General features: G+C 51.3%; 24 protein-coding genes and 3 pseudogenes. 14 read left to right on the forward strand and 13 right to left on the reverse strand.

The window, feature by feature from the left end:
• The 13 genes and pseudogenes from ABQZ00_RS22320 to ABQZ00_RS22385 all read left to right on the forward strand — a co-directional run.
• A partial coding sequence (locus ABQZ00_RS22320; RefSeq protein ID WP_323539241.1) for a hypothetical protein occupies positions 1-198 on the forward strand: 198 nt, incomplete at its 5' end.
• A gap of 10 nt (positions 199-208) precedes the next feature.
• Positions 209-997 carry a hypothetical protein gene (locus ABQZ00_RS22325; protein ID WP_153066102.1) on the forward strand — a complete coding sequence of 263 codons (789 nt, stop codon included), beginning with the start codon at positions 209-211 and terminating at the stop codon, positions 995-997.
• Between the two features lie 853 nt (positions 998-1850).
• Positions 1851-2348, forward strand: coding sequence for a contact-dependent growth inhibition system immunity protein (locus ABQZ00_RS22330; RefSeq protein WP_323539240.1), 498 nt, complete (start codon positions 1851-1853; stop codon positions 2346-2348).
• Between the two features lie 107 nt (positions 2349-2455).
• Positions 2456-3334: a hemagglutinin repeat-containing protein gene (locus ABQZ00_RS22335; protein WP_323539239.1), complete on the forward strand. Its 879-nt coding sequence runs from the start codon at positions 2456-2458 to the stop codon at positions 3332-3334.
• Between the two features lie 623 nt (positions 3335-3957).
• Positions 3958-4233 carry an integrase core domain-containing protein gene (locus ABQZ00_RS22345; RefSeq protein ID WP_323539238.1) on the forward strand — a complete coding sequence of 92 codons (276 nt, stop codon included), beginning with the start codon at positions 3958-3960 and terminating at the stop codon, positions 4231-4233.
• A 150-nt stretch (positions 4234-4383) separates the two neighbouring features.
• The gene (locus ABQZ00_RS22350) at positions 4384-4869 is read left to right on the forward strand and encodes a hypothetical protein (RefSeq protein WP_323539237.1); all 486 of its coding nucleotides are present in this window, start codon (positions 4384-4386) and stop codon (positions 4867-4869) included.
• Positions 4870-4894: 25 nt separating this feature from the next.
• A complete protein-coding gene (locus tag ABQZ00_RS22355; protein WP_323539236.1) occupies positions 4895-5050 on the forward strand; it encodes a hypothetical protein in 156 nt (51 codons plus the stop codon).
• Positions 5013-5435: a hypothetical protein gene (locus ABQZ00_RS22360; protein ID WP_323539235.1), complete on the forward strand. Its 423-nt coding sequence runs from the start codon at positions 5013-5015 to the stop codon at positions 5433-5435. The genes ABQZ00_RS22355 and ABQZ00_RS22360 overlap by 38 nt, the downstream gene beginning before the upstream one ends.
• A 380-nt stretch (positions 5436-5815) precedes the next feature.
• Positions 5816-6154, forward strand: a pseudogene (locus ABQZ00_RS22365) (integrase core domain-containing protein); the annotation flags it as partial.
• Between the two features lie 144 nt (positions 6155-6298).
• Positions 6299-7198, forward strand: a complete 900-nt coding sequence (locus ABQZ00_RS22370) for a PoNe immunity protein domain-containing protein (RefSeq protein WP_323539234.1) — start codon at positions 6299-6301, stop codon at positions 7196-7198.
• A 372-nt stretch (positions 7199-7570) separates the two neighbouring features.
• A complete protein-coding gene (locus tag ABQZ00_RS22375) occupies positions 7571-8104 on the forward strand; it encodes an Imm42 family immunity protein (RefSeq protein WP_323539233.1) in 534 nt (177 codons plus the stop codon).
• 39 nt (positions 8105-8143) lie between these two features.
• The gene (locus ABQZ00_RS22380; RefSeq protein ID WP_323539232.1) at positions 8144-9073 is read left to right on the forward strand and encodes a hypothetical protein; all 930 of its coding nucleotides are present in this window, start codon (positions 8144-8146) and stop codon (positions 9071-9073) included.
• A 116-nt stretch (positions 9074-9189) separates the two neighbouring features.
• Positions 9190-10161, forward strand: a complete 972-nt coding sequence (locus tag ABQZ00_RS22385) for a hemagglutinin repeat-containing protein (protein ID WP_323539231.1) — start codon at positions 9190-9192, stop codon at positions 10159-10161.
• 35 nt (positions 10162-10196) lie between these two features.
• Here ABQZ00_RS22385 and ABQZ00_RS22390 read toward each other — a convergent pair.
• Positions 10197-10328: pseudogene (locus ABQZ00_RS22390) on the reverse strand (transposase); the annotation flags it as partial.
• Between the two features lie 47 nt (positions 10329-10375).
• On the opposite strand from ABQZ00_RS22390, the pseudogene ABQZ00_RS22395 reads away from it, so the two are divergent.
• Positions 10376-10852: pseudogene (locus tag ABQZ00_RS22395) on the forward strand (XVIPCD domain-containing protein); the annotation flags it as partial.
• 106 nt (positions 10853-10958) lie between these two features.
• Here ABQZ00_RS22395 and ABQZ00_RS22400 read toward each other — a convergent pair.
• From ABQZ00_RS22400 to ABQZ00_RS22450, 12 genes are all read right to left on the reverse strand, one after another.
• On the reverse strand, positions 10959-11369 hold the full coding sequence (locus ABQZ00_RS22400) for a hypothetical protein (protein WP_323539230.1): 411 nt from the start codon (positions 11367-11369) through the stop codon (positions 10959-10961).
• A gap of 699 nt (positions 11370-12068) precedes the next feature.
• Entirely contained in the window at positions 12069-12521 is a 453-nt protein-coding gene (locus tag ABQZ00_RS22405) for an ankyrin repeat domain-containing protein (RefSeq protein ID WP_323539229.1), read from the reverse strand.
• 719 nt (positions 12522-13240) lie between these two features.
• Entirely contained in the window at positions 13241-13651 is a 411-nt protein-coding gene (locus ABQZ00_RS22410; RefSeq protein WP_323539228.1) for a hypothetical protein, read from the reverse strand.
• 212 nt (positions 13652-13863) lie between these two features.
• Entirely contained in the window at positions 13864-13953 is a 90-nt protein-coding gene (locus ABQZ00_RS23920) for a SymE family type I addiction module toxin (RefSeq protein ID WP_503064317.1), read from the reverse strand.
• A 177-nt stretch (positions 13954-14130) separates the two neighbouring features.
• A complete protein-coding gene (locus ABQZ00_RS22420) occupies positions 14131-14613 on the reverse strand; it encodes a YbbD-related protein (RefSeq protein WP_323539254.1) in 483 nt (160 codons plus the stop codon).
• 659 nt (positions 14614-15272) lie between these two features.
• Positions 15273-15752 carry a hypothetical protein gene (locus tag ABQZ00_RS22425; RefSeq protein WP_323539227.1) on the reverse strand — a complete coding sequence of 160 codons (480 nt, stop codon included), beginning with the start codon at positions 15750-15752 and terminating at the stop codon, positions 15273-15275.
• A 110-nt stretch (positions 15753-15862) separates the two neighbouring features.
• Positions 15863-16012, reverse strand: coding sequence for a SymE family type I addiction module toxin (locus ABQZ00_RS23925; protein WP_323539623.1), 150 nt, complete (start codon positions 16010-16012; stop codon positions 15863-15865).
• Positions 16013-16921: 909 nt separating this feature from the next.
• Positions 16922-17275, reverse strand: coding sequence for a SymE family type I addiction module toxin (locus ABQZ00_RS22430; RefSeq protein ID WP_323539226.1), 354 nt, complete (start codon positions 17273-17275; stop codon positions 16922-16924).
• Positions 17276-17640: 365 nt separating this feature from the next.
• Complete coding sequence (locus tag ABQZ00_RS22435) at positions 17641-18114, reverse strand: YybH family protein (protein ID WP_323539225.1); 474 nt, start codon at positions 18112-18114, stop codon at positions 17641-17643.
• 172 nt (positions 18115-18286) lie between these two features.
• Positions 18287-18769, reverse strand: coding sequence for a hypothetical protein (locus ABQZ00_RS22440; RefSeq protein ID WP_323539224.1), 483 nt, complete (start codon positions 18767-18769; stop codon positions 18287-18289).
• A 475-nt stretch (positions 18770-19244) separates the two neighbouring features.
• The gene (locus ABQZ00_RS22445; RefSeq protein WP_323539223.1) at positions 19245-19802 is read right to left on the reverse strand and encodes a hypothetical protein; all 558 of its coding nucleotides are present in this window, start codon (positions 19800-19802) and stop codon (positions 19245-19247) included.
• A gap of 822 nt (positions 19803-20624) precedes the next feature.
• Positions 20625-21008: a hypothetical protein gene (locus ABQZ00_RS22450; RefSeq protein WP_323539222.1), complete on the reverse strand. Its 384-nt coding sequence runs from the start codon at positions 21006-21008 to the stop codon at positions 20625-20627.
• Between the last annotated feature and the right edge of the window lie 42 nt (positions 21009-21050).

Raw genomic sequence — 21050 nt, forward strand, 5'->3', positions numbered from 1 at the left:
CTGATCGGCAAGACCTTCGATCAGAACCACGGCAGCGATCCTAATGCCGTGTTGCAGGGGCTGTCGCATGCCGTGCTTGGTATAAAAGCAAAAGCAATTCAAAACTCGACGCTTGGTAATTTTATGGCCAATACTGCAGGATCAGGAAATTCTAAAAATTCCACCACCATAAGATTTAGCGGCAATAAGCAGTTATGAGGATTGCTCAATGACTTTTAATCCAGTTAAAACAAGATTTCAAATGTTTGAACCAGAAATGCTTAAATTTTGTCTGGATTACGACTATGCGAGCCACCCTTTTCCAGGGAACGCTGTCGCACACCAGGTTGACGTTGTTCTAGCCGCGTGGCTTGTGGGGCTCCACGTTGAGATTGGTCCAGTAATTCGTGAGTCCAACATCTGGATCGACAGAGCAATAGAGAGAGGGGAAGACGAGCACTTTGGAACAGATCCTAATGCACACCGAGTTACGCTGAATTCGGCCAAGGCAATCCTTAACTGGTTAGAAACTGGATCGGATGACAAGTCGTCCTGGAATCTTTCTCGAAGCTGTGAAGAAGCCCGTTGGTCCTTTCAGAAGCAGCCATGGACAACGAAGGAGATTCGTCATTATGGCTTGGACGACTATATGGCTTTTTGCTACCAATGTGGCGAGCATGAGGCTGCTATTAATATGTATGAAAAATGGCGGGAAATTAAAACACCCTTTACCTTGTCCAAGGTGGCAAAGCCAAACGACTTTGTATATGCGATTTGTCTTGACGCAGCTGGCCTAAGATTCTTTGAAAAAGAGGACTTGTTGAAAGCGGGTAGAAAGATTCTCCGTCTCAATCTGCAGGATAATTGGCTTGGACGTGGGCTGTTCACAACAGCGGCTATTTGGCTGAAGATTGTTTACTGGGATCGCGAAAATAAATTAAATCCTCTAGAAGTGATATTGAAAGCCTATGAAGATATGCCCAAAGTTTCTCGACCTGGATTTGTGCATGGTGATTAATTCCATACCCCTAATCAATCTTCGGTAACCTGAGTACACCGCTCTCCCACACCACCGACACCAATGCCAACGGCCGTAACTTCCAGCGCAACAGCGAGATTACCCACCTCGGCACCACCGTGCAGGCCGCGGGCAGCGTGGTGCTGGCCGCCGGTAACGATCTCACTGAATAAAACGAACAAAGTTACACCCGAAGTTTACGGAGTAGAGACCTATCCGCCCGTAATTGATTGGTCCAAGCTGCAATTTCCGATGAGATGATTTATAATAATTTGATTGTAATTGGCGCCCCGTACAATGAAAATATTTCGTCTAATACTTAATTTTCTTTGTTTTTCCTACTGGACGCTTGCCGCAGTAAGAATGACTCTCGGCATGCGCCTGGGCGCATGCACTGGAAAGCCGTGCCAAATGTTAGCTGACTTTTTAAACCATGTTACGGATTTAATTTTTATTATTCCTGCATTGGCCATGCTGCCTGTGATTACTCTTGTTTTCTTTGCATCGTGGTGGCGAACAAAGGTCTTCCTTAAAGTTGAACGCAACTTATGCATAGGTAGCTGGTTACTTTTCGCATATTGTTTTTTTTCAATCCCAGCTTTCTAGTCGAATTTTATTAATATGATTTCCGCTAGACGCATCCTATTCTATAGAAGACTTATACAATCAAATCCGTCGATGCAGCCAGCTTGGTGGCATTAGCCCTATCCAGTTCGAAGCGGCAAACCGGCCACATCGCTCGTGTAATACCAGCAGCTATCGCTCTAATACATCGCAGAATGAGGAAACCAGCGACGCGGAGTTTGTGCAGAAAAGAAGTTAATCAGAATTATTGCCGGGAATTTTAAGTGCAATGAAAGTCAGCAATAAGATGGCAGAAGTGTCCTTTAACAAAGATTTCTTCAGAATAATAACTATGTCTCAAGGCATGTTTTTTTATGCTGATCCAGATGCTCCGTCGCTATATTTAGACCCTAATGTTGCGGACATTGAATTAGGACGCGCACTGCGCTCTGCTCTCGAAAAGAGCAAATCCGTCAGTACTGAAGTCTTCCAAGAAATTTTTCATTCGGGCGAAATTGAGAGAATATCTCAAGAGAGAGATGCATTTGCCATGAAAAATTACGCACACAAATCAAAAAAGTCTATGCAGAAGAAAACGAGTATATGCACTGTAACTGTGAATGAAGAAATCGAAATTCAACCCACGCACCAGAATTCCCTAGGTAGTTATACTGTGAAAAAAGATAAGGGGCCCTATGTTTTGCGTTTTCCACTTGGGCTAACCGATACTGAGCTAGGTGCTGCAGTACGCGAGGGCTTTAATTACTGCACAAGTTCCGTTAGATAAATTTCTAGAGTTAAAGTGTTTTATACCTATTAAAAGAGCATCGCTGTATTCTGAAGATCGGCGCGTTCGCGCGCATCAAGTCGCCGCTGATCGATCTGATTAACAACGTGGACGATGCGCGTCAGTCGGATGGGCGGCTCAGTACCATGCAGAACATGGCCGCTGCGGCCAATGCCTATCAAAGCGTCAAGGCCGCCAAGAGCGGCACGATTCTGAGCATCGAGGCCGGCGTCGGCTTTGCCACCAGCGAAAGCAGCTTCAATAGTAATAGTCAGACATCGCTTGGCTCCACCATCACCGGTGGCGGCAACGTCAGCCTGAAAACCACCGAAGGCGACCTGCACATCGTGCAGGGCAACCTCAAAGCCGGCGACACGCTGAGCCTGGATTCGGCGCGGGACCTGGTGTTGGAAGCCGGCCAATCCGTTGGCTCCGAGCAAAGCAAGGGCAGCAATGCCGGCTTCGAAGTCGGGGTCGGTGCGCAAACCGGTGTGTACGCCTATGTGCAGGCCAGCGCCGGTAGCCACAATTCGAACGCGCAAAGCACGACCTGGGAAAACACCCAGTTAGCGGGCAAGAACGTCGTGCTGACCTCCAAGGGCGACACGACGCTGCGCGGTGCCGTGGTTACGGCGGATCGGATCGATGCGGCCGCATTGCAGTTGGTATCGCATGCGGTGCTTGGCGCGGTACTTGCCGAAGTAAACGGCGCGTCCATGACCGGCGGCGCGTTGGCAGGGGCCGGTGGTGAATTGGCGGCAAAGTACTTGACCCAAACCCTTTACGGCGATGATCCCCGTGTAATGATCCACCGACACTCTGCTCAGGTGTTAGTTTTCAGAGGGGACATTGATGAGTGCAGTGATGGACGAATAACAGATCAAGCGCTGGACGGCCCGACGCAAGTCGGCGCTGGTGCTGGAGATCATCCAGGGGAAGACGACGGTGGCCTTGGCCAGCCGGCAGTTCGACCTGACGCCCAATGAGATCGAAGGTGAGTCGAGTAAGGTAAGCGCGGGCTGGAGAACGCGCTGCGGGCCAAACCTGAAGACGTGCGCAAGCACCAGCTCAAGGACCTGGAGGAAGCCTACGGCGAAGCCATGCTGGAACTGGGCGCCCGAAAAAAGTTGGCAGCCCTGGTGGGCAAGGACGAGAGCTGAAGGTCTCGATCCAGCAGGGCCTGAAGGAAGACGGGTTCGACGTCTCGATGGTCGAGCTGTGCCGCTGGTTCGGTGTGGCCCGGCGCAGCTTGTACCACACGCCGCGCAAGGCAGCGCCGAAGGTGAAGCCGGAGCTGGCCGAACCGATCAAAGCCATGATCGAGGCCGAGCCGTCGTTCGGATATCGGACGGTGGCCGGACTGTTGGGGATGAACAAGCACACGGTGCAGCGGATCTTTCAGATCAGTTGCTGGCAGGTGCGCAAACGGGCCGACCGGGGATCGAGACCTTGCCCTAGGTGGCCAGCGCGACGAACCAACGCGGGGCCACCTACCTGTGCCGGGCCTGGGGCGGCAAGGACGGCTGGCCGAGCCTGGCCCTGGTGATCGATTGCCATACCCGGCAATTGCTGGGCTGGCAGCTTTCGCGCACAGGAAGGGCCAGCACTCGTGGCCGCCTTGGAGCTGGCGCTGATCACCCGCTTCGGCACGCTGTGCAAGGTAAAGGAGCGGTTCCTGCTGCGCTCGGACAATGGCCTGGTCTTCACCAGCCGCGACTACACCCGCTTGGTAGCCGGCTACGGCCTGAAGCAGGAGTTCATCACTCCACACTATCCGCAGCAGAACGGAATGGTCGAGCGCGTCATCCGAACGCTCAAGAAACAGTGCGTTCATCGGCACCGGTTCGAGAGCCTGGCCCACGCCCTACGCGTCATTGGCGGCTAGATTGGGTTCTACAACCGGCAGCGGCCCCATCAGGCACTGAAGATGATGAAGCCTGACCAAGCCTATGCCGCTACATTAACCACCTGACCTGTGCAGAAACCGATGGGTCATTACAGAATTTCCAAGAAAATCTAAGCCGAGCGAAATCTTATGAAAAATCTGAATGTTATCGGCAAGCTGGATGGTATGAAAAAATATCAAAGATGGAAGACGTCCTGGGGTAATGAAGATGTAGACGTATTTTCTTTTCTATCAAGCGAAGGGAGTCCGGAAGAAGCCTTAATATTCTGTAAGATTATTTTACCCGATCTTGTAATATTCAAGAATTTTGTTTTTTTGGAGTTTCGCTTCGACGAAAAGCAGATTTCTACATGGGCAACGGAGTTCGAAAATAATATGGCGAAGTTGCAGGGCTTTGTAAATTCCGTCCATTTATACGACATTTTTGCTGGCTATCAAGATGACGTGGATAAGGCTGTTTTTGACAGCCTCGCTGAAGCAGTTGCAACTTCTTGGGACATGGTTCTTAAGAAGAAATTTCCTTCTCATGATTTTGTAATCAATAGATATTCTGGTGAGCATGGGTATGGGCCTGCTGTTAGCTTTTGCCAACTTTTGCCTTTTGAAGAAGATTAACACACCCTACCTTTGGTATTTTTAGTTGCTGAATAGGTTCGCGCGCATCAAATCCCCGCTGATCGATCTGATCAACAACGTGGACGATGCGCGCAAGTCCGATTGGCGGCTCAGTACCATGCAGAACATGGCTGCCGCGGCCAATGCCTATCAAAGAATCCAGGAGAACAGCCATAAATAATTTATGTTACTTATATACTGAACGCATGGTTACGATAATTGGAAGTAAAATTTATTTGGTTCCGGAGAACCATTACGACGAAGAGAAATCCGAAGAGCCAATTGAAATATCACGTCCCGAGATAATATTTTCAATAATGGAAGAGGTTCCGATACTAGGTGGCGGTTGTAGGAGCTCCATATTCCACAGAGCGAAGGCAGAGGGCCTATTATTAAGTAATTATCCAAAAAAGATAAAAATTACGTCGCTATCATTGGAATGCGAGGGCAAGGCTATCAGAATAAAAACGGATGACGAGTACCTTGAAAGGCATAAAAAAAGATATATTGAAATGGTGAAAGATTCTTTTAAAGTTAAGTCAACAGACTGGCTAGACAATGTTTAATTTTAAATATCCGCTCTACCTCTCACTGAATTTGAGGGGCACGTCAGCCTGAATATCCATTGCCGCACCCCGATCAGATTAGACGTGAAAAAGCGCTTTCCCGAAGAGCAGATCATCTATTTTCTGCATGCAGCACAAGTAAGTGTTGCGATCAATAGCATATATCGACTGTCGCCCAACCCCTAATTCAACGCAAGCAAAAATTAAAATCCCGCGTTTGATATTGATCACGGAACTCGGCGGGCGTTAGCCAATTCAGATGACGCAGTCTGTTGGCCCGACCGATGGCAATTTCGTCATCCGCGCGGGCAACCAACTGACCATTGGCGCCTTGGACATCGGTGCCGGCAAGGACCTGACGCTAGCGGCCGGAACGTAACCTGCCGCAATGCATCCAGACCGACAATGGCAGCAAGTTCATCTCGATGGTGATGGATCGCTGGTCCTAGGACAACGGCGTAACCATGGATTATTCCCGACCCGGCAAACCAACCGACAACCCGTTCATCGAATCGTGCAATGGCAGCTTCCGGGACGAGTGCCTCAACACGCACTGTTTCCTGTCGCTCAACGCCGCCCGTGAAAAGATCGAAAACTGTAGGGTCGATTACAATCATTTCCGTACGCACTGCTTGATCGGCAATGTCTCACCGGCCGAGTTCACCGCCCGATTCTCTTTTCCACCCAAAGCTGAATCTTCCGGTTCTGCCAAAGCCTAACACGGCGTAGGAGGTCACAGACCAGATTTAGTCACTTAGATTATTATTTATTGGAAATCTTCGCCGGATCAAATGGATGAGCCACCATTATTAGTTGGTGACATAAACCATAAATCCACCTCATCTATGACATGGAGAATAAAATTGAAAAGAGATCCCAAGGGTTCAATTCTGTATTGGAACACATGGATAGATTTTCATGAAAAGAACGTAGCAAAAATGCTCGAGCAAGCTAGCGAGCCTTTTCCTAACCCGGAGTATTTGCCTCAATTTCTATTCGAGATAGCAATAAAAGCATCTAATCTGATGCTTTATCGTTACTCGCGTGGAGACGATATCGATTTAATAATTGAAAGATTCGATGTACTGCTGGATGCTTGGGAAAAATCCGTCAAATTGGGTAGCGACGTCTGGGACGAAGACACCAGACGAACTAGAAATTCATGGGAGCTTAATATTGATTTTTATTCATTTTGCTTCCGCCTTATAGCATTTTCTATGCTTTTGAAACTACCTGCCCCCCAGTGGCAACGACTAGTCAATTTGGTTGGCAATGAGGGTGAAGATGCCGTCCTTGATCGAATCATTAATTACAAATCTCCTGGAAGAATTATAGGATCTAAAGTTTGTTTTCCAAAGGCGTACAGTTCGCTCTTGAATGTAATGATCAACCAAGATGAAAACCAATCGCTGAGTTTGAAGAATTTTATTTCAGGATGGTTTTTGAGTTTGCGCGATGCAGGGCCCAAAAGTGTCCCGCCTGCACATCGTACGCCATACTGGTGGAAGTCCTGCGCCGATGAGTCATTTGGCATGCAGGGGAGTTATCATGGCTGCTGGTGCGTTGAGGCAGCAATCGCCGCAAAAATATATCAGATAGACGACAGTGCATGCGTCGAGATGCCATTTTATCCTGCCGATCTTGTTTCAGACGGCCGAAGCCCTCGATACCATGATGTCCCATCTCCTTTTGAGCCCAAGAAGGATACAAAAAAGAAGGAGTTTAGTTGGCTAAAGGAAATTTTTAGATTTTGGAGAAAGTGAAGATATCCAAAAATTTTCACAAGTGGATTATTCCGTAATAATCACAGCACTTGCGGGATTAATTTGACCAGTTTTATGACTAGTCAAATTGCCGCTGGCATTACTGCTGTGTCATCCGTTTTTTTTGACCAGGCGAGCCAACATAATGAAGGCCATCACACAATGCATTATTAGCCTGTAGGGATATTAGATGTTTAGCAGCAAGCGCAAGGCGATGGGTGGCAGCGCAACCTTCGGGGTGGCTTCAATGCCAACGCCAGCTGCAGCAAAAACTTAGCGGCAACAAGTTCAATGGCGATTTTTGGTACAGTAGTCAGTGACAGATCCGATGCTATAAAAGCACTTGCTAGATCTAATCGATGATGGAGAATCATGATCTTTGGAAACCCACATAAGTTCGCAATCCTCGCTGCTCCTGTGAGTGAATGGACTGACCCAGAAAGCTATGTGAATGGAATCTTTCACTTCATCATTGACGGCGAAATATTCCCTGAAAAGCTTAGAGTAGCAACTCTTGGCGGTGATGCGGTTTGCTTCGACTTTAATCACCCACTCATAGCATTCCCTGAAAATGAACGCATATTCCATTCCTCATCATTAGATGCTTTCAATGAAATGATGGAGTTAGCACTGCCTCAAAACCTTAATGAAGCTGAAGAATATCCTGAATCTGACGAAAAATACAAAGCATCCACTTTTAACCTGGAAGACGGCGGCGCTTATGTTTTTTCAGTCTCGTATAGAGATCAGGTGAGATTAGTTGGAGCGCAGGTGAGCCGTCAGAAGCTAGACTCAGCGGGTGTACTGCAATGGGAAGATCTGTTACCCCTCGTCATATATGAGGCTTATTTAACAAAGAATGAAATCTCGGAAGTAGTAAATGGCTTCCTCTCATCAATAGAATAAAAAAATATTTTTCACATCAATGTTTAGCTTCGCCATTTCTTGAAGCGCAAGCGGCTCGCGTGGCAAGGCCGACGGCGGAGACATTATCCAACGCAACAGCCACCTGTCTGCAGGCAAGACCGCAACGATCATCAGCGGCAACGACACAACCCTGACGCGAGCTATAGCAGGAATAAGGTCAATGGCGACTTCGCCAGCGTTACCAAGCAAAACAGCACCCAGGCGGCGGTGAATGCCGGCGTCAATCGAGCAAAATATAAGAAAAATTACTGTGAGGGTTGCACCTTAATGACTACGTATAAGCTTGAGTTTCGTCACAGGCCAAAATTTTCAGAGTCGATTGAAAAGCGGCACAAAAATTTTCTCGAGAAGCTGTCCGGCTTAGGCAAGCCATGGGATCTGGCCGATGCTGTAGAAGTTCCCGATATTGAAGACGAGCTTGTTATTTCTGTTTCTTTAGATAAATTCCTGCCAAAGGGAATAAAGGGCCAAGTTACGTACTCTCTTAGAAATGAAAAATATCTAGAGGATAATGCTCAATTTGATGACTCCCTATTTTTTGAGCTTTCGAATGCTGAAATTTATTATTCCGACTTGTTGAAAATAATTTTCCCTGCATACGTAAGTGCTTTTGGTGCCTATAGAGCCGCGCTGCATGATTGGTCGGTTACTAGAAGTGACTGGCCCGCAGTAGTCGCTGCATGCGATGCTACAAAAAAAGATGTTAACGGGAGAGATGGTGTTTTCCGCATAAGTGCGGTTAATTATTTTGATGGGGAATTGTGTCTTCGCGCATTTGGGAAAAGTCCTCAGCAGATTATTAGCTGTCTCAAAGGGCACGTTGAGGAGGCGTCGGAATTGGCCGGAGGTGTGTTAATTGTGGTTAGCTATACGCCGCTGTCCACCAGCGAGATAAATACTGCCGGGGAACTACTAAGAAAACTTTTGGTTGGTGATTTGGCTGGGTGATGCGAGGAAAAGGGAACATATTTGAATGGTATTGAGTAAGAAATGGGTGGAGTAAGAACGGGGTCAGGTGTAGTTAATAAGTCAATCTGACCCTGCATTCGGCCGAAGGCAACGCCTTGCTGCTCGCCAGCAAGGACATCGTTTTCGATGTCGCACACAAGACCCAGTCCAGCGGCAACGCCAGCACCGGCAACGGCCAGACCGACACCATCACCGGCACTCAGTTGTCGGTGGGCGGCAATGCCAGCCTGACCACCACGCAGGGCGACATCACGCTGACCGCAAGCAATGTCGCGGCGCAAGGCAATGTCAGCATGCGTGCGGCGGGCGATCTGACCATCCAGAGTGGCCAGGACATCCTGGGCAATACCAATCAGTCCACCAGCAAGGGCATCGGCACGGTGGTCATTTCCGACACCGAGCGTTTTGCCGGCTACAACAAGAAGAACCACTTCGACGACAACGCCCAGGTCGCGCAGGTGGCCAGCACTGTCGGCAGCCTGGGCGGCAATGTGAGCCTGACCGCAGGCGGCACGTATACGCAGTCGGCCAGCAACGTGGTCGCAGCCAAGGACGTGGACATCACCGCAGCCTCGATCCAGCTGCTGACCGCCAACCAGAGCAGCTCCGCCTCGCAGAAGGACGACGACCTCAAGATCGGCGCGTTCGCGCGCATCAAATCCCCGCTGATCGATCTGATCAACAACGTGGACGATGCGCGTCAGTCCGATGGGCGCTTGGGCGCGATGCAGGGCATGGCGGCGGCGGCGAATGCGTATCAGTCGGCCAGTGCGATCAGCAGCATGGCCGGGGCCGGTGGCGCGGGTAGCGGTTCTTTACTCAGTGTCGAAGCGGGCGTGGGTTTCGCCACCAACGAGAGCAGCTTCAACAGCAGCAGCCAGATTTCGCAAGGTTCGACCATCACCGGTGGTGGCAATGTGCGCCTGAAAACCACCGAAGGCGACCTGCGCATCGTGCAGGGCAACCTCAAGGCCGGCGACACGCTGAGCCTGGATTCGGCTAGCGATCTGGTGCTGGAGGCAGGCAACTCCAGCAACACCGAACAGAGCAAGCCCTTATTTAGCTGACTTATCTCGAGAAGTGAACTTGGCCCCGTTTGTCGCTTGGACTTCCAGACGTAATAGGTCGGCTCGCTGATCCCGTGCTTGCGGCAGGTCTCGCCAACCCTTGCACCGGCCTCGACTTCTTTGAGGATCCGAACCATCTGTTCTTCGGTGAACTTCGACTTCTTCATACAGAGCTCCTTGGGATGGAACTCTACTTCCAAATGGATCGAGTTAACGAGGACGCTTCACTCCCAATCTGGCGGCACCAAATGAGCCAAGCCGCACATTGACCCCTGCAGAAACGGGGCATCCGGACCATGCCATGCATCAGCAGATCCGAAGCAAAGTGGAGCAGTTAGATGAAGCCAACGGCCGCACGTTTGACGCGACAAGTGAACGGATGACAGCGAGTCTGCTGACGCTAGCCAAAGAAAATTGACTAACCGGGGTAGACCACGTGTTGCTCAGCGAAAAGATCAAAGACTCGACCGCTGCCCAGACCTTGTTTGTAGTGCAAGGCGATCCAAAGGATCCAGCCATGTTGCGCGCTCATATGCCAACGGCCGACGCTGCGGTTCGGCCTGTTCAAGAGAGCTATACCCAACTGGAATCTGTCAACCAGCGACTAGCGCAGGAGCGCATGCAAGAGCTGGCAGTGGACCAGCAGCGCTTGCAGGAACAACAACAGCGCGGCCCTGTTCCATCGCTTTGAGGCGATGACGTACCCGCACTTATCATCATCAAACTGCTAGCAGCCATTGATCGACAAGTAACGGGAGCTGATGCCTAAGTGAATCTGGCCCCGTTCTTCGCCATGATTATCTGAAGGACAATGCCGCAATCAAGAGAAGGCGCGGAATCCAGCCGAACGCCATCCACGCGAGAGCATCCATCCCTGCCTGCTTTTTCCCGATGGCGAAGTTGACAAGCGAGATGATGATTGCAAGAAGATCCGCAAAGATGAAGCAGACGGCTTTGCCAAGAACGCCAAGAGGAGCATTCGATACCTCAACTTCCACCGCATTTTCCTTTTGCAACTCAGCTGACTCCAGAGCCACAACGGGATGCTCTCTGTCAGAGATCCCTCGCTTAGACAGCTCTTCCCGCGCTAGCTCAATAGCAGCAGGCACATAGCCCTCGGGACTAAGAAATGCAATGCGAATCAGACTCTCAGAGTCTTGGATTTCATAGCGACGCCTAGCCACCAAGGGATCAAAGTAATCGGTCACTACGGACTCCCCCTAATTCCGGACTCCTATTGTACCGCCTAAGCGCGGCATAACGTAATCCTCGCCGACTCCCCAGCCAAGGTCAATCGCAGCAATCATTTAAATCTCGTCACTTTCAGCTGTGTAGAGGGAATTGGGTCAGGGAACTGGATCAGATTTACTTAAGTAAATCTGATCCAGTTCCCTGCAATTATTCCAAGTAACGGATCAAGCCGTCCTGCAGTATTGAATCTTCGATCGAAAAAACATCAAAAAGCTGCGGCTCGCGCAGGCGAGCAGCGTTATAGATAAGCTGACCTAGCCGTAGGTCTGGGTCTCTGCGCCAAACCTCTTCGAGTAGCGCCAGTACTTGATCAATGCGCGCCGGATCTCTCATGACTGGCCGATATATAAGTCAAGCCGCGCCGCGAAGCGCGTCGGGTTGCACGAATTGTTAGAGCTCAGGGTCATTGCAGGTATTTACTGGTTGCGAGATCCAAGTGGAAAGAATATCACGGTCAATCAATGCGCCACGTTCCTCCCTTTGCTTAGACCGAGGTAACTCGGACGTCCTGGAGGCCGTCCCATGCCGAGCGACGGCTTCGCCATTCAAAGCAGGACTAGCTGAAACGCGAGGGAGACAAGCCACTGGAGGAGACCTTGACCGGGAAACCGATAAGGTTGACTTCTTGATTGAACCTAAACCAGTTCTTTATGTGACTACCAAAACTTCCACCATGGTTTATCGGGCTTCGAAGGAGCGGCCTGTTCCAGTAGGCGCAACATCGTGTCGTGTCCTTGCTGCGTAGCAAAATCAAGCGCGGTTTTGCCGGTCGCTGTCTTAATTGTGATATCTGCGCCGCAGGCAAGAAGCAGCTTAACGTTATCGACACATCCATTCTCGGCGGCTCCGTGAAGGGCTGTGTATCCATCGCCCCGGTGCTCGTTGACATCATTACCGGCAGCAATAGCTTGCTTCAAATGTGCGATTGCGTCAGGTTTTCGAATTACTGACCAATACTGAAGTGCGCTCATTGGGATGGAATCGGCAAATATGGATGCAAATGAGCTTTGTTGAGCTGAGTTGACCTCTTTTACAAGACCCATAATGCGAGCATCTTGTTCCAACGAGGCCTTTTCCTCAGGTGTTAGTTGTAGATTCGGATCGGTCATGATGGCTCCATACTCCCAAAGGCCCAATGTCTAGTATTTTAGGCGGCCTGCGCCCGTAGCGCGTGATCGCGTGATCGGCCTCGCCCTGTGCAAGTTAGCTTCGGGAACGGAACCAGGTTGATCTTTAAGTGAGCCTGACGCCATCATTGTGGATCCATCAGGACGTCTGCCTTTCAGTATTGTGATAACAGCAAATATTGGATAGATGATGCAAGCGAGCAATACTACAGGCTTGGCGAAGCTAGCCAATAATCTAAGCCAGAAATCCAGTCTGTCAATTAACCGCGGCTCGAATGTCGTGGCGAATGCGCGACTAGTGTAGTACGCGTGATACGCGATGTTAAGAAGAAGCAGGCATGATGCAGTTACGAGAAGTGCGCGGGAGAATAGCGAAGGCCTTGGCAGGCTGGTACGAAGCGGAAAATAAGCAATTACCCACGGCGCAATAGAGAGAAAAAGAATCGGAAGGTCGCGATAGCGATACCCAAAAAATTCGTTCGCGAATTGGGTTGACTGCCAAGAGTGGGTTAGCCAATAAGTCAGGAATCCATAGCAAATGGGGAGGGAAATCATTAGCTTCCTATCCATCATTGGATCGCTTAAGCGTGGTATGACGTGATCCTCATTGACTTCCTGCTCCATGTCAATCGTTACTAGCAGCAGCCCGCGCCGTAGGGTAGTCGCGGTGGATAAATTAGAAAACGCTTATCCTTAGGAGCCTATACCCGCTCCTGCCACAGGTGCCTTGCCGTGCTGACTTCGCGGCCCCCGTTCGACAACTCATCTAAAAGCGCTTGAGGCACATCGCCATCCGAAGCCGGTAGAACATACACCCAATCAAAAGTGTCTTCGTACGCTGCGAGACCGAACTTCTGCATTGCATCGAATACAAGTGCGCGAAATTGATCATTGATGAAAGGGCGATTGAACGCAATGCAAAGAGCACCCCTCACTTCGTCGCCGACAACATGCGCTAGTTCTGCAATCTCATCTGGAGGAAAGGTTACATGACTTCTATAATCCCCGTTGCCAGGGGTTCCATAGCCAGCTAGAAATTCGATAGCTTCATCGAAGGGCATCGCTAGTTCGCGACCCTGACGAAACTTGTGGAGAAATACGTTGGAACTCATCAATCCTCCAACTCATTAATCGGTACAACTTTCAAATTCTATCGTCAGTTCCATAGTTTCGCCCGGGTCCTTCAGCGTGCCGCTGTACTTCGACGTCATCAATGGTCGATTTCACGGCAGAGCCATTGCTGCAACGATCAACACTAGCATCAGTATGTCTTTTTTTTCCAGCCATGGCTACGCACCCAGCGCGCTTTCTTCCGGCGGCAGATTCAGTATGCGGATACCACGCTAATCACCAACCCGCCGTTGCCTAGGCGGATGGGGAGTTTGCTGCCGATGGTGAAGCCGAGTTGTTCCAGCCAGGGGTGCGTAGGCGCGGCGTAGGGATGCGTTGGTCGATGGCGGGGTAATAGGCGTAGCCGACGGTGCGGTGATGCGTGGCACGCTGGTGTCCTGGGCGGCGCGGCTTGCTAGTTTCAGTGTGGGGCTCGGGGGTTGGGGTGCGCTCGAGATAGGGGCGCGGCTTGGTCGAGGTTTCAGGCAGCGGGGTCAGGCTGATTTCTTGAGTGAACCTGCCCCCTGTTCCTCGAATTGTTAGGCGCTTGCTGGTCAAGCCACATGGTGTAGAGGCAGCGCCCCTCCGATGCACGACAGAAGAACACCCACGTTTCTTGCTCCATCTGCAAGGACCAAACCGAGTAGCCAAGACGTGCTTGCGCCGAGATGTTAGCCGAGTACTCAGGGTACGGCACTGTGCCGGGAGGACCTCTGTGCAACTTTTGGAAAAGATCGCCTGAGTCGTCCGGGCGGAAGGAGAACTCGCCCTCCGATTGATTCAGGTCGAGGTTGTTACTGGTGCGGATATTGAAGGCTGAAGCGGGCAGCACGTCGGGCAGCCATCCGCGACCGAAGAGTTGGTCAGCGCGAGCTTCGGCGAGAGTGGCGTAGTTGCTCTCCACAACATCCGATGTGCACGCTGCCAGAAAGATCAGGCTCAAGAGTGCGAGTAATTTCTTCATGTGTCTAAGGATTAATGCACCGCCTAAGCACGGTATAAACCGATCCTCGCGAACTTCCTGACAGCAGTCAATCGCCACAGGCGTTTGAAGTTCACCGTTTTTCCAGATATGCACCTGCCGCTGCCAACAGGGTTTAGGCCGCATCCTTGCGAGCCCATGCTGTTACACCTAATCATATGCGGTCTAACGCCCAGCAAACGGAGCCAGATCGAAGTACAGAGTGAACCTGACTGCGTCCTTCCTTTGTCGTAGCCGACGGTGCAGTGTTGTGGGGCACGTGGGTAGCCGGGGCGGCGCGGCGTGCTGGATTCGGTGCGGGGCTTGGATGTGCGCTTGCGGTAGGACCGCGGCTTGGTCGAGAAGTCGAGCGAGTGCCAGCCGATCTCGGCGTGCGTGGCACCGTGGCGCGCTTTCGCGTGGGCGTGGAGCGGGATGTGGATCGAAGCATGGCAAAGCCCTCCTTGACGAACAGGCCCGGTCGCCGGTTGGCGATGGGATGTCGGCAGGTTGGAGACCACAAGTCGCCGACCAACGTATTTCTTGGAAGATGTTGTCACCAGCCTTCTCAAGGCAGGCATGTCTCGGTTTGACCGGCACAACTAAGCAGCAAACTTTTCAGAAATGGCGCTGTCTTCAGCATACAGACCTTACGAAGACACCTAGTTCCTTAAGATATTTTTCCTGTAGCCCGAATCGGCCATCAGACGTGGGTACTTTTCGAAATCAACCAGATCGCGTGCCCGGGATGAGAAGTGCGCCTCCTCATAAATAAATTTGCAAGATGCGTTATCGAAAAATTCTCGCAACTTCCCTCTTACCTTCGCGGCAATGCCGCTATCACATAAGATGGCCATCTGAACAATGTCTAGTTGATCAGTCAAATCTTTGTATAGGTCTATAGCGAAAACGGTATGGCTTTCTTCTTTTTGATAGTAGTAAACATCCCCGGTTCCGATCTTAGTGCGATCGAAATATTCTATGTAGAGGCCAGCGAGATCGACTTTGATCCCGAGCTCTTGTATTGCTTTTTTAAGTTGGCTGTTGACGGAAAAATCTCGTTCGCCGCTCCCAACCCAAGTGACAACATCGACCATCGAAACAACAATATAGAAATCATACGCCGACAGCCTAGTTTCCATCCAAATTCTCCGATTAAGCAGTGTGTTATTGCGATCTTTGGCAATTGATTGCTACAAGCCGTACGAACACGACATCAGGCAATCCTCGGATGGGCACTCGCGATAGTCAATCATCGGGGGTCACTTGCTTCCATATCTTGCTCATCCTCATCGAACACGCTGACGACCAGCTCGCCGTTGCGCAAGCGGATGTGGAGTTTGCTGCCGATGGTGAAGCCGAGTTGTTCCAGCCAGCGGCCACGTAGGCGGAGGGTGGGGATGCGTTGGTGGCTGGCGGCGTAATGGCCTTAGCCGACAGTGCAGTGTGCGGGGCACGTGGGTGGCCGTGGCGTGCGGGCGGGGTTGGGGTGGGCTCGACTTAGGGCCGCGGCTTGACCGAGGGATGCAGCGAGTGCCAGCCGATCTCGCGGGGCGGCGGCTCCGTGGTGCGCTTGCGTGCTGATGTGGAACGGGATGGGACGCGAAGCATGGCAAAGCCCCTCCCTCGACGAGTAGGCCGCGTCGCCGGGTGGGGACGGGATGTCGGGAGGTTAGAAACCGCTTAGAGCCGGCAGGCGCATTTCCCCGAAGGGGGTTGTCAACCGCCCTCCCGACGCAGGCATTGCGTCAGCGCGGCTTTATCATCATTCGGGCATCGAAAACATGGCACTGATGACTGAATGCTTTGCTACTTTTTGTGCCACATCAAACGTCCAACTTTGTATGAAAGCCAAGCCGCAAGCGCAGTGAAGGCTGGCAGCCAAATTATCATAGACAACCCAAATGCCCAGCTCATGGCCTCCCGGTCCCCAGGCTGGGCGTTCCGTATGAAAAACTCCACACCAACAAAAGGAAGATAGAGGACAGCAAAGAACAAGACTGGAACGATTAAAATAGCTGCGATGCGATAAGTCACAAGGGATATAGTCATGAGAACCAAGTATGCCGGGAACCTCAAATGCTCGGAGGACGTTTAACCTAGATGAGCCCCTATGGACTCTCGCTAAAATCAAATAATATGGCACAGGGATCGAACGTTCCAAAAATTACAATCTCTGACTCCTGCGTTTGAAAAATTTTTCCGTATCTGGTTCCGATACCGAATATGTACCAAGCATGCCAGCTTTGCAGTCATCCCCGAAGCGAGTTCTCCTACCACTCATCATACGGGTATAGGAGCAGTTGGCTGGTCATTCAGCAGCTACCACGCTGACGACTAGCTCGCCGTTGCGCAAGCGGATGTGGAGTTTGCTGCCGATGGTGAAGCCGAGTTGTTCCAGCCAGCGGCCGCGTAGGCGCAGCGTTGGGATTCGTTGGTGGCTGTCGGGGTAGTAGCCGTAGCCGACGGTGCAGTGGTGGGGGGCACGCGGGTGGCCGGGGCGGCGCGGCTTGCTGGGATCGGGGCGGGGCTCGGGGATGGGGTTGCGTTCGAGGTAGGGCCGCGGGGTGATCGAGGGGTCGAGCGAGTGCCAGCCGATCTCGGTGGGCTGTGGCACCGTGGCGCGCTGGCGCGCAGGCTTGGGACGGGACGTGGATCGACGCATGGCAAAGCCCTCCTTGACGAACAGGCCCCGCCGCCGGGTGGCGACGGGATGTCGGGAGGTTAGAAACCGCTAAGAGTCGGCGGGCGTATTTCCCCGAAGGGTGTTGTATTAGCCGCCCTCCCGACGCAGGCATCGCGTCGGTTGCACCCGCAAGATGCTGCAGGCACAAAAAACCCACCGGTTTGACGGAGGTGGGTACCGCTCTTAGAGGAGTTTCTACGCTCCTTGTGGTAGAGATTGCTGCGGGTTTGTTGGGATGTCAACTGCTCCGAGCTACAAAGTGACGGTTTTTTTTTGAGTGCGGCCACTACGAAGAACATGTAGATCGCTCCACCTTGTTTACTCGCCTCGTACCATGCAGCGGACTATCGTTTGGTCGAGGAATTGAGATTGTCCATATCCGAGAAGATCAACCACGGCTTGCCGGGAGCTCGATGCAGCGTGAGGGTGAACTTTCCTATGTCGCCGGGTGCATCTCCGTAGCCGTACGCACCTATGATGTAGGCGACATTACCTTCTACGGAAAAACCGAGTGAGCGCAGACGCAGCGGGCCTCCGCTGCTACCTTCATAGGCCGCTTCAATAGCTGCCCTGCCCCGGATTGGAGGACGATCGCTCTGTAGCAAAAAGCCATCTTCCGCAAATAACGCAGCAAGCGCACCTGCGTCGCCCTTACGCCATGCGCGCTCATAGTCGCGGAGTACCCGATCAAGTTCGGGCGGCAACGCCACGGTGGAAAGCTCTCTTGACTCATTTTTCGCTTTGGCATTCTCTGCGCACAACGGCCCTGTTGCAAGCATGAGACCAAATGCTAAGAAAGCAATGATTGATCGGCTCATTGGTCTCAATCGTTCTCGAGTTTGGCTGGCTAACTACCGAATCGTGCCGCGCTTCGCAACTAAAGGAATCAGGCTCACGTTACAACTTCAACTGGTACGGCTCTGTCGGGCAGGTCACCGCCACGAAGCCATCCATCAGCACATTTTCTCGGCCACCGCCTAACGTCAAAACTCAGCGTACCGGCGAGAGCGCACTTTTTGACGGATTCGCGCGAATCCACCTTTTGTACTCAATTGCTTGCTTACTAGCCAGCCTCTCAACTTCCGACCGTTTGGTTATTGATTCATATCCGGCGTGCGCCTTTAACTGGTATCCGCAATCGCTTGGCTCAAGAAATACGATAAATCGCCTGCTTCGTGGCGCATTTGGCGCGGATGGAGTGTACATATTTGCCATGAAAGAAGCGCCGCTCGTCATGTTTCCTTGGCGAAGCACGCAATCCTGATAGTACATGACGTTATTTCGGACGTGGATTTTTTGACCGGGCTTTACATTGAATCCCGGGGCATTCTTGATAACTGCGATGACGGACAAATTCCATTCATAGGAAGCACACCCGTACTCTCTTTTCAAGATAGCTTCGGGGGCTACTGCAGTAACAACCGCAATCATTTCTGATGAATAGGTCAGCCCGGAAAGCGAAAGATCACTCACTATAGGCCGACCGGCGAAGCATAGAACCGGTGCTCCAAGACACACGACAACAACGATTTTCTTTAAGATTCTAAGCGCAATCATTTTTATACCCGCCGCTAGAGTTAAGCCGAGTTTCGAATCACCTTCAGCTCTAATGAGTTGTTAGGCAGTGATTGATCGCAAAGGTGGGATGATAAATCATGCTCCCCAGTACTGCCGCCTGCGCCGAGCAGGCCACAAATTAAGAGATGGAGCGTGGTAATGACGGCGCCATGATTGATGCAGCGCGAGATGTAACGGAAATGGCGGAAAAGGGGTCGGGTTGACTCATTAAGTGCACCTGACCCCGTTTTTCTCTGTCAGGTTAACCCATTAAGTGAACCTGACCCCGTTCTTCTTGGAGTCCGGAAAACAGGGTGAAATGGGCTGCAATTGAATCTAACAACGTTACTAGAAGATTAAATCAGCCTCGTAACCCCGGCGGATACGACTTCTAGATTACGGACTTTCTAGACCAAATATCCAGATCACTACTGCAGGCAGCGACAATATAATTTCCGCACCAAGAAAATCCATATGCTCTTAGATAGCCCGTGTACATGATGGTACAACCGGACTGATGCCCTTCAAAAAATAGACTCTTATTTGGCTTACTTAAAATTAGATAGCTTTCAGGCCACTCAGGTGAGACGACATCTAGTGATTCACCCGCCTCATTACTGAGAGGCAACCCGCCGCCGTATAACCCGCCAAGCGAAATAATCTCATCCTTTATAATTCCGACGCCTTGACAATGTAGTCCGTGCTTATCTAGCCCCACATTTTCTTCATAGTCCCGTTCAACTTTTTCCCCTGTTTTACAATCAATGACGCCACGGCCCGAGCTGGAAACAACGAGAAGGCAAGGCAACTCGCGGGAGAACCCCACGCACGCAAGCCCACCTACCGCAATCGAAGCTACATGACCCCATCCCTCTGGGCTCTTCTTAGCCGGTATTTGGCTGATTAATTCGATGAGACGTCCTCTATTTTTCTCTTTGCTTGAGCTCATCATTATCCGAGTTTGTTTTGAGGACTAACGCCGTGAAATTGTATCAGGTTGACTCTAAGGAAGGTCTGAACAAGGAGGCTTGAGAGTGCGGGATGTCGCATCGTTCCGGAGAGTCTCGTTTGGATCTTCGGAGTTTTGCCATTTCTGGCGCTTTCCGTGGGAATTCCCCGGTTATAGACGCACACTCCCCATAGCAGGCACTAACTGCTTTCGCTTCATCCACGGGTTTGACAGCGCAAACAAGGTCAGTAAGGAACGGGGCCAGGTTGACTTCCGAAGTGAACCTGAGCACGTTTTCTCGGGCTCGTCTTGAATCAATTTTTGCATTCATATATCGATGAAATCCCCGGTCTCGGCATCGTAGAATCTGGCACCAAGCAAATTGCACAACCTCTGCAAGATTGCAGACTCTCTTTGACCCCAGACGCCTGATACGGATATGGTCCGCGGCTCCTCGCTATCCTCAGGTTCCTCGACTCGGAAATTTAATGCCAAGCTGGCATCGTCAGCTGGCACGCAACTTTCGATTGCAGCCAGGACATCTGCACTTGAACCAAGCGGCTCTGGAGCCCAGTCGTCAGGTAACTCGTCCAGCTTTTCACTTGCTCGCAAGATAATTCCGATGCTTGCCATGAGTTCTAACGCCTGAATTAATCCAATTTTCTATGAAATGCAGTCAGCTTTTTTGAAGTTAACCTGGCCCAGTTTTTACATCTTCGATTACACCGGATATCTGTAAAAGAGCTTCGGAGAAAATTCGCTGAGGTCCATATTTTTATCCAGAGACAAAAAAACTGGAACACGCAAAAGCAGTGGCTTGAATCAATTGTCGGTACTAAGCTTCGTCATCTTGCGACGGCGAGCCAAAAGCAAGCGGAACATCAGAAGCACCGGAAATGCAAGGACGGCGACTCGCAGGTGTAGCGTCGGTGTCACACCCTCTTTCGGCCAGAAGGAAAGCCAGATCGCGAGTGCCGCGAGGCAGCACAGTGTCAGCATCAGCAATCGCTTGGCTGCGCGGATAGAAAACGGCACTGCCAACACAGGAGCGGCCATCAAGAGAAATCCGATGCCGCTGATCAGGGTACCAGCCTCACCCTCATGTACTTTGCCGGCTAAAACCAACGCTATCAGCAATGCGCCTGCAGCTGCGAGCATGACACCGGCGAGGCCAGCCAGTAGCTTCAGGAGTTTTTGATAGCGCATTCTTTGCGTCCTGGTTCTTGCATTACGCTGCACATCCGAGTG

The organism is Xanthomonas sp. WHRI 10204, assembly GCF_040202875.1.
In the GTDB taxonomy this organism is placed as follows: Bacteria; Pseudomonadota; Gammaproteobacteria; order Xanthomonadales; family Xanthomonadaceae; genus Xanthomonas.

Excerpts from the sequence above, each read along its gene's own strand:
- ABQZ00_RS22435 (WP_323539225.1), bottom strand. The coding sequence starts at position 18,114 with ATGAGCCGATCAATCATTGCTTTCTTAGCATTTGGTCTCATGCTTGCA.
- ABQZ00_RS22350 (WP_323539237.1), top strand. The coding sequence starts at position 4,384 with ATGAAAAATCTGAATGTTATCGGCAAGCTGGATGGTATGAAAAAATAT.
- ABQZ00_RS22430 (WP_323539226.1), bottom strand. The coding sequence starts at position 17,275 with ATGCGTCGATCCACGTCCCGTCCCAAGCCTGCGCGCCAGCGCGCCACG.
- ABQZ00_RS22325 (WP_153066102.1), top strand. The coding sequence starts at position 209 with ATGACTTTTAATCCAGTTAAAACAAGATTTCAAATGTTTGAACCAGAA.
- ABQZ00_RS22360 (WP_323539235.1), top strand. The coding sequence starts at position 5,013 with ATGCCTATCAAAGAATCCAGGAGAACAGCCATAAATAATTTATGTTAC.
- ABQZ00_RS22450 (WP_323539222.1), bottom strand. The coding sequence starts at position 21,008 with ATGCGCTATCAAAAACTCCTGAAGCTACTGGCTGGCCTCGCCGGTGTC.
- ABQZ00_RS22420 (WP_323539254.1), bottom strand. The coding sequence starts at position 14,613 with ATGAAGAAATTACTCGCACTCTTGAGCCTGATCTTTCTGGCAGCGTGC.
- ABQZ00_RS22425 (WP_323539227.1), bottom strand. The coding sequence starts at position 15,752 with ATGGAAACTAGGCTGTCGGCGTATGATTTCTATATTGTTGTTTCGATG.
- ABQZ00_RS22375 (WP_323539233.1), top strand. The coding sequence starts at position 7,571 with ATGATCTTTGGAAACCCACATAAGTTCGCAATCCTCGCTGCTCCTGTG.
- ABQZ00_RS22405 (WP_323539229.1), bottom strand. The coding sequence starts at position 12,521 with ATGACCGATCCGAATCTACAACTAACACCTGAGGAAAAGGCCTCGTTG.
- ABQZ00_RS22410 (WP_323539228.1), bottom strand. The coding sequence starts at position 13,651 with ATGAGTTCCAACGTATTTCTCCACAAGTTTCGTCAGGGTCGCGAACTA.
- ABQZ00_RS22445 (WP_323539223.1), bottom strand. The coding sequence starts at position 19,802 with ATGAGCTCAAGCAAAGAGAAAAATAGAGGACGTCTCATCGAATTAATC.
- ABQZ00_RS22330 (WP_323539240.1), top strand. The coding sequence starts at position 1,851 with ATGAAAGTCAGCAATAAGATGGCAGAAGTGTCCTTTAACAAAGATTTC.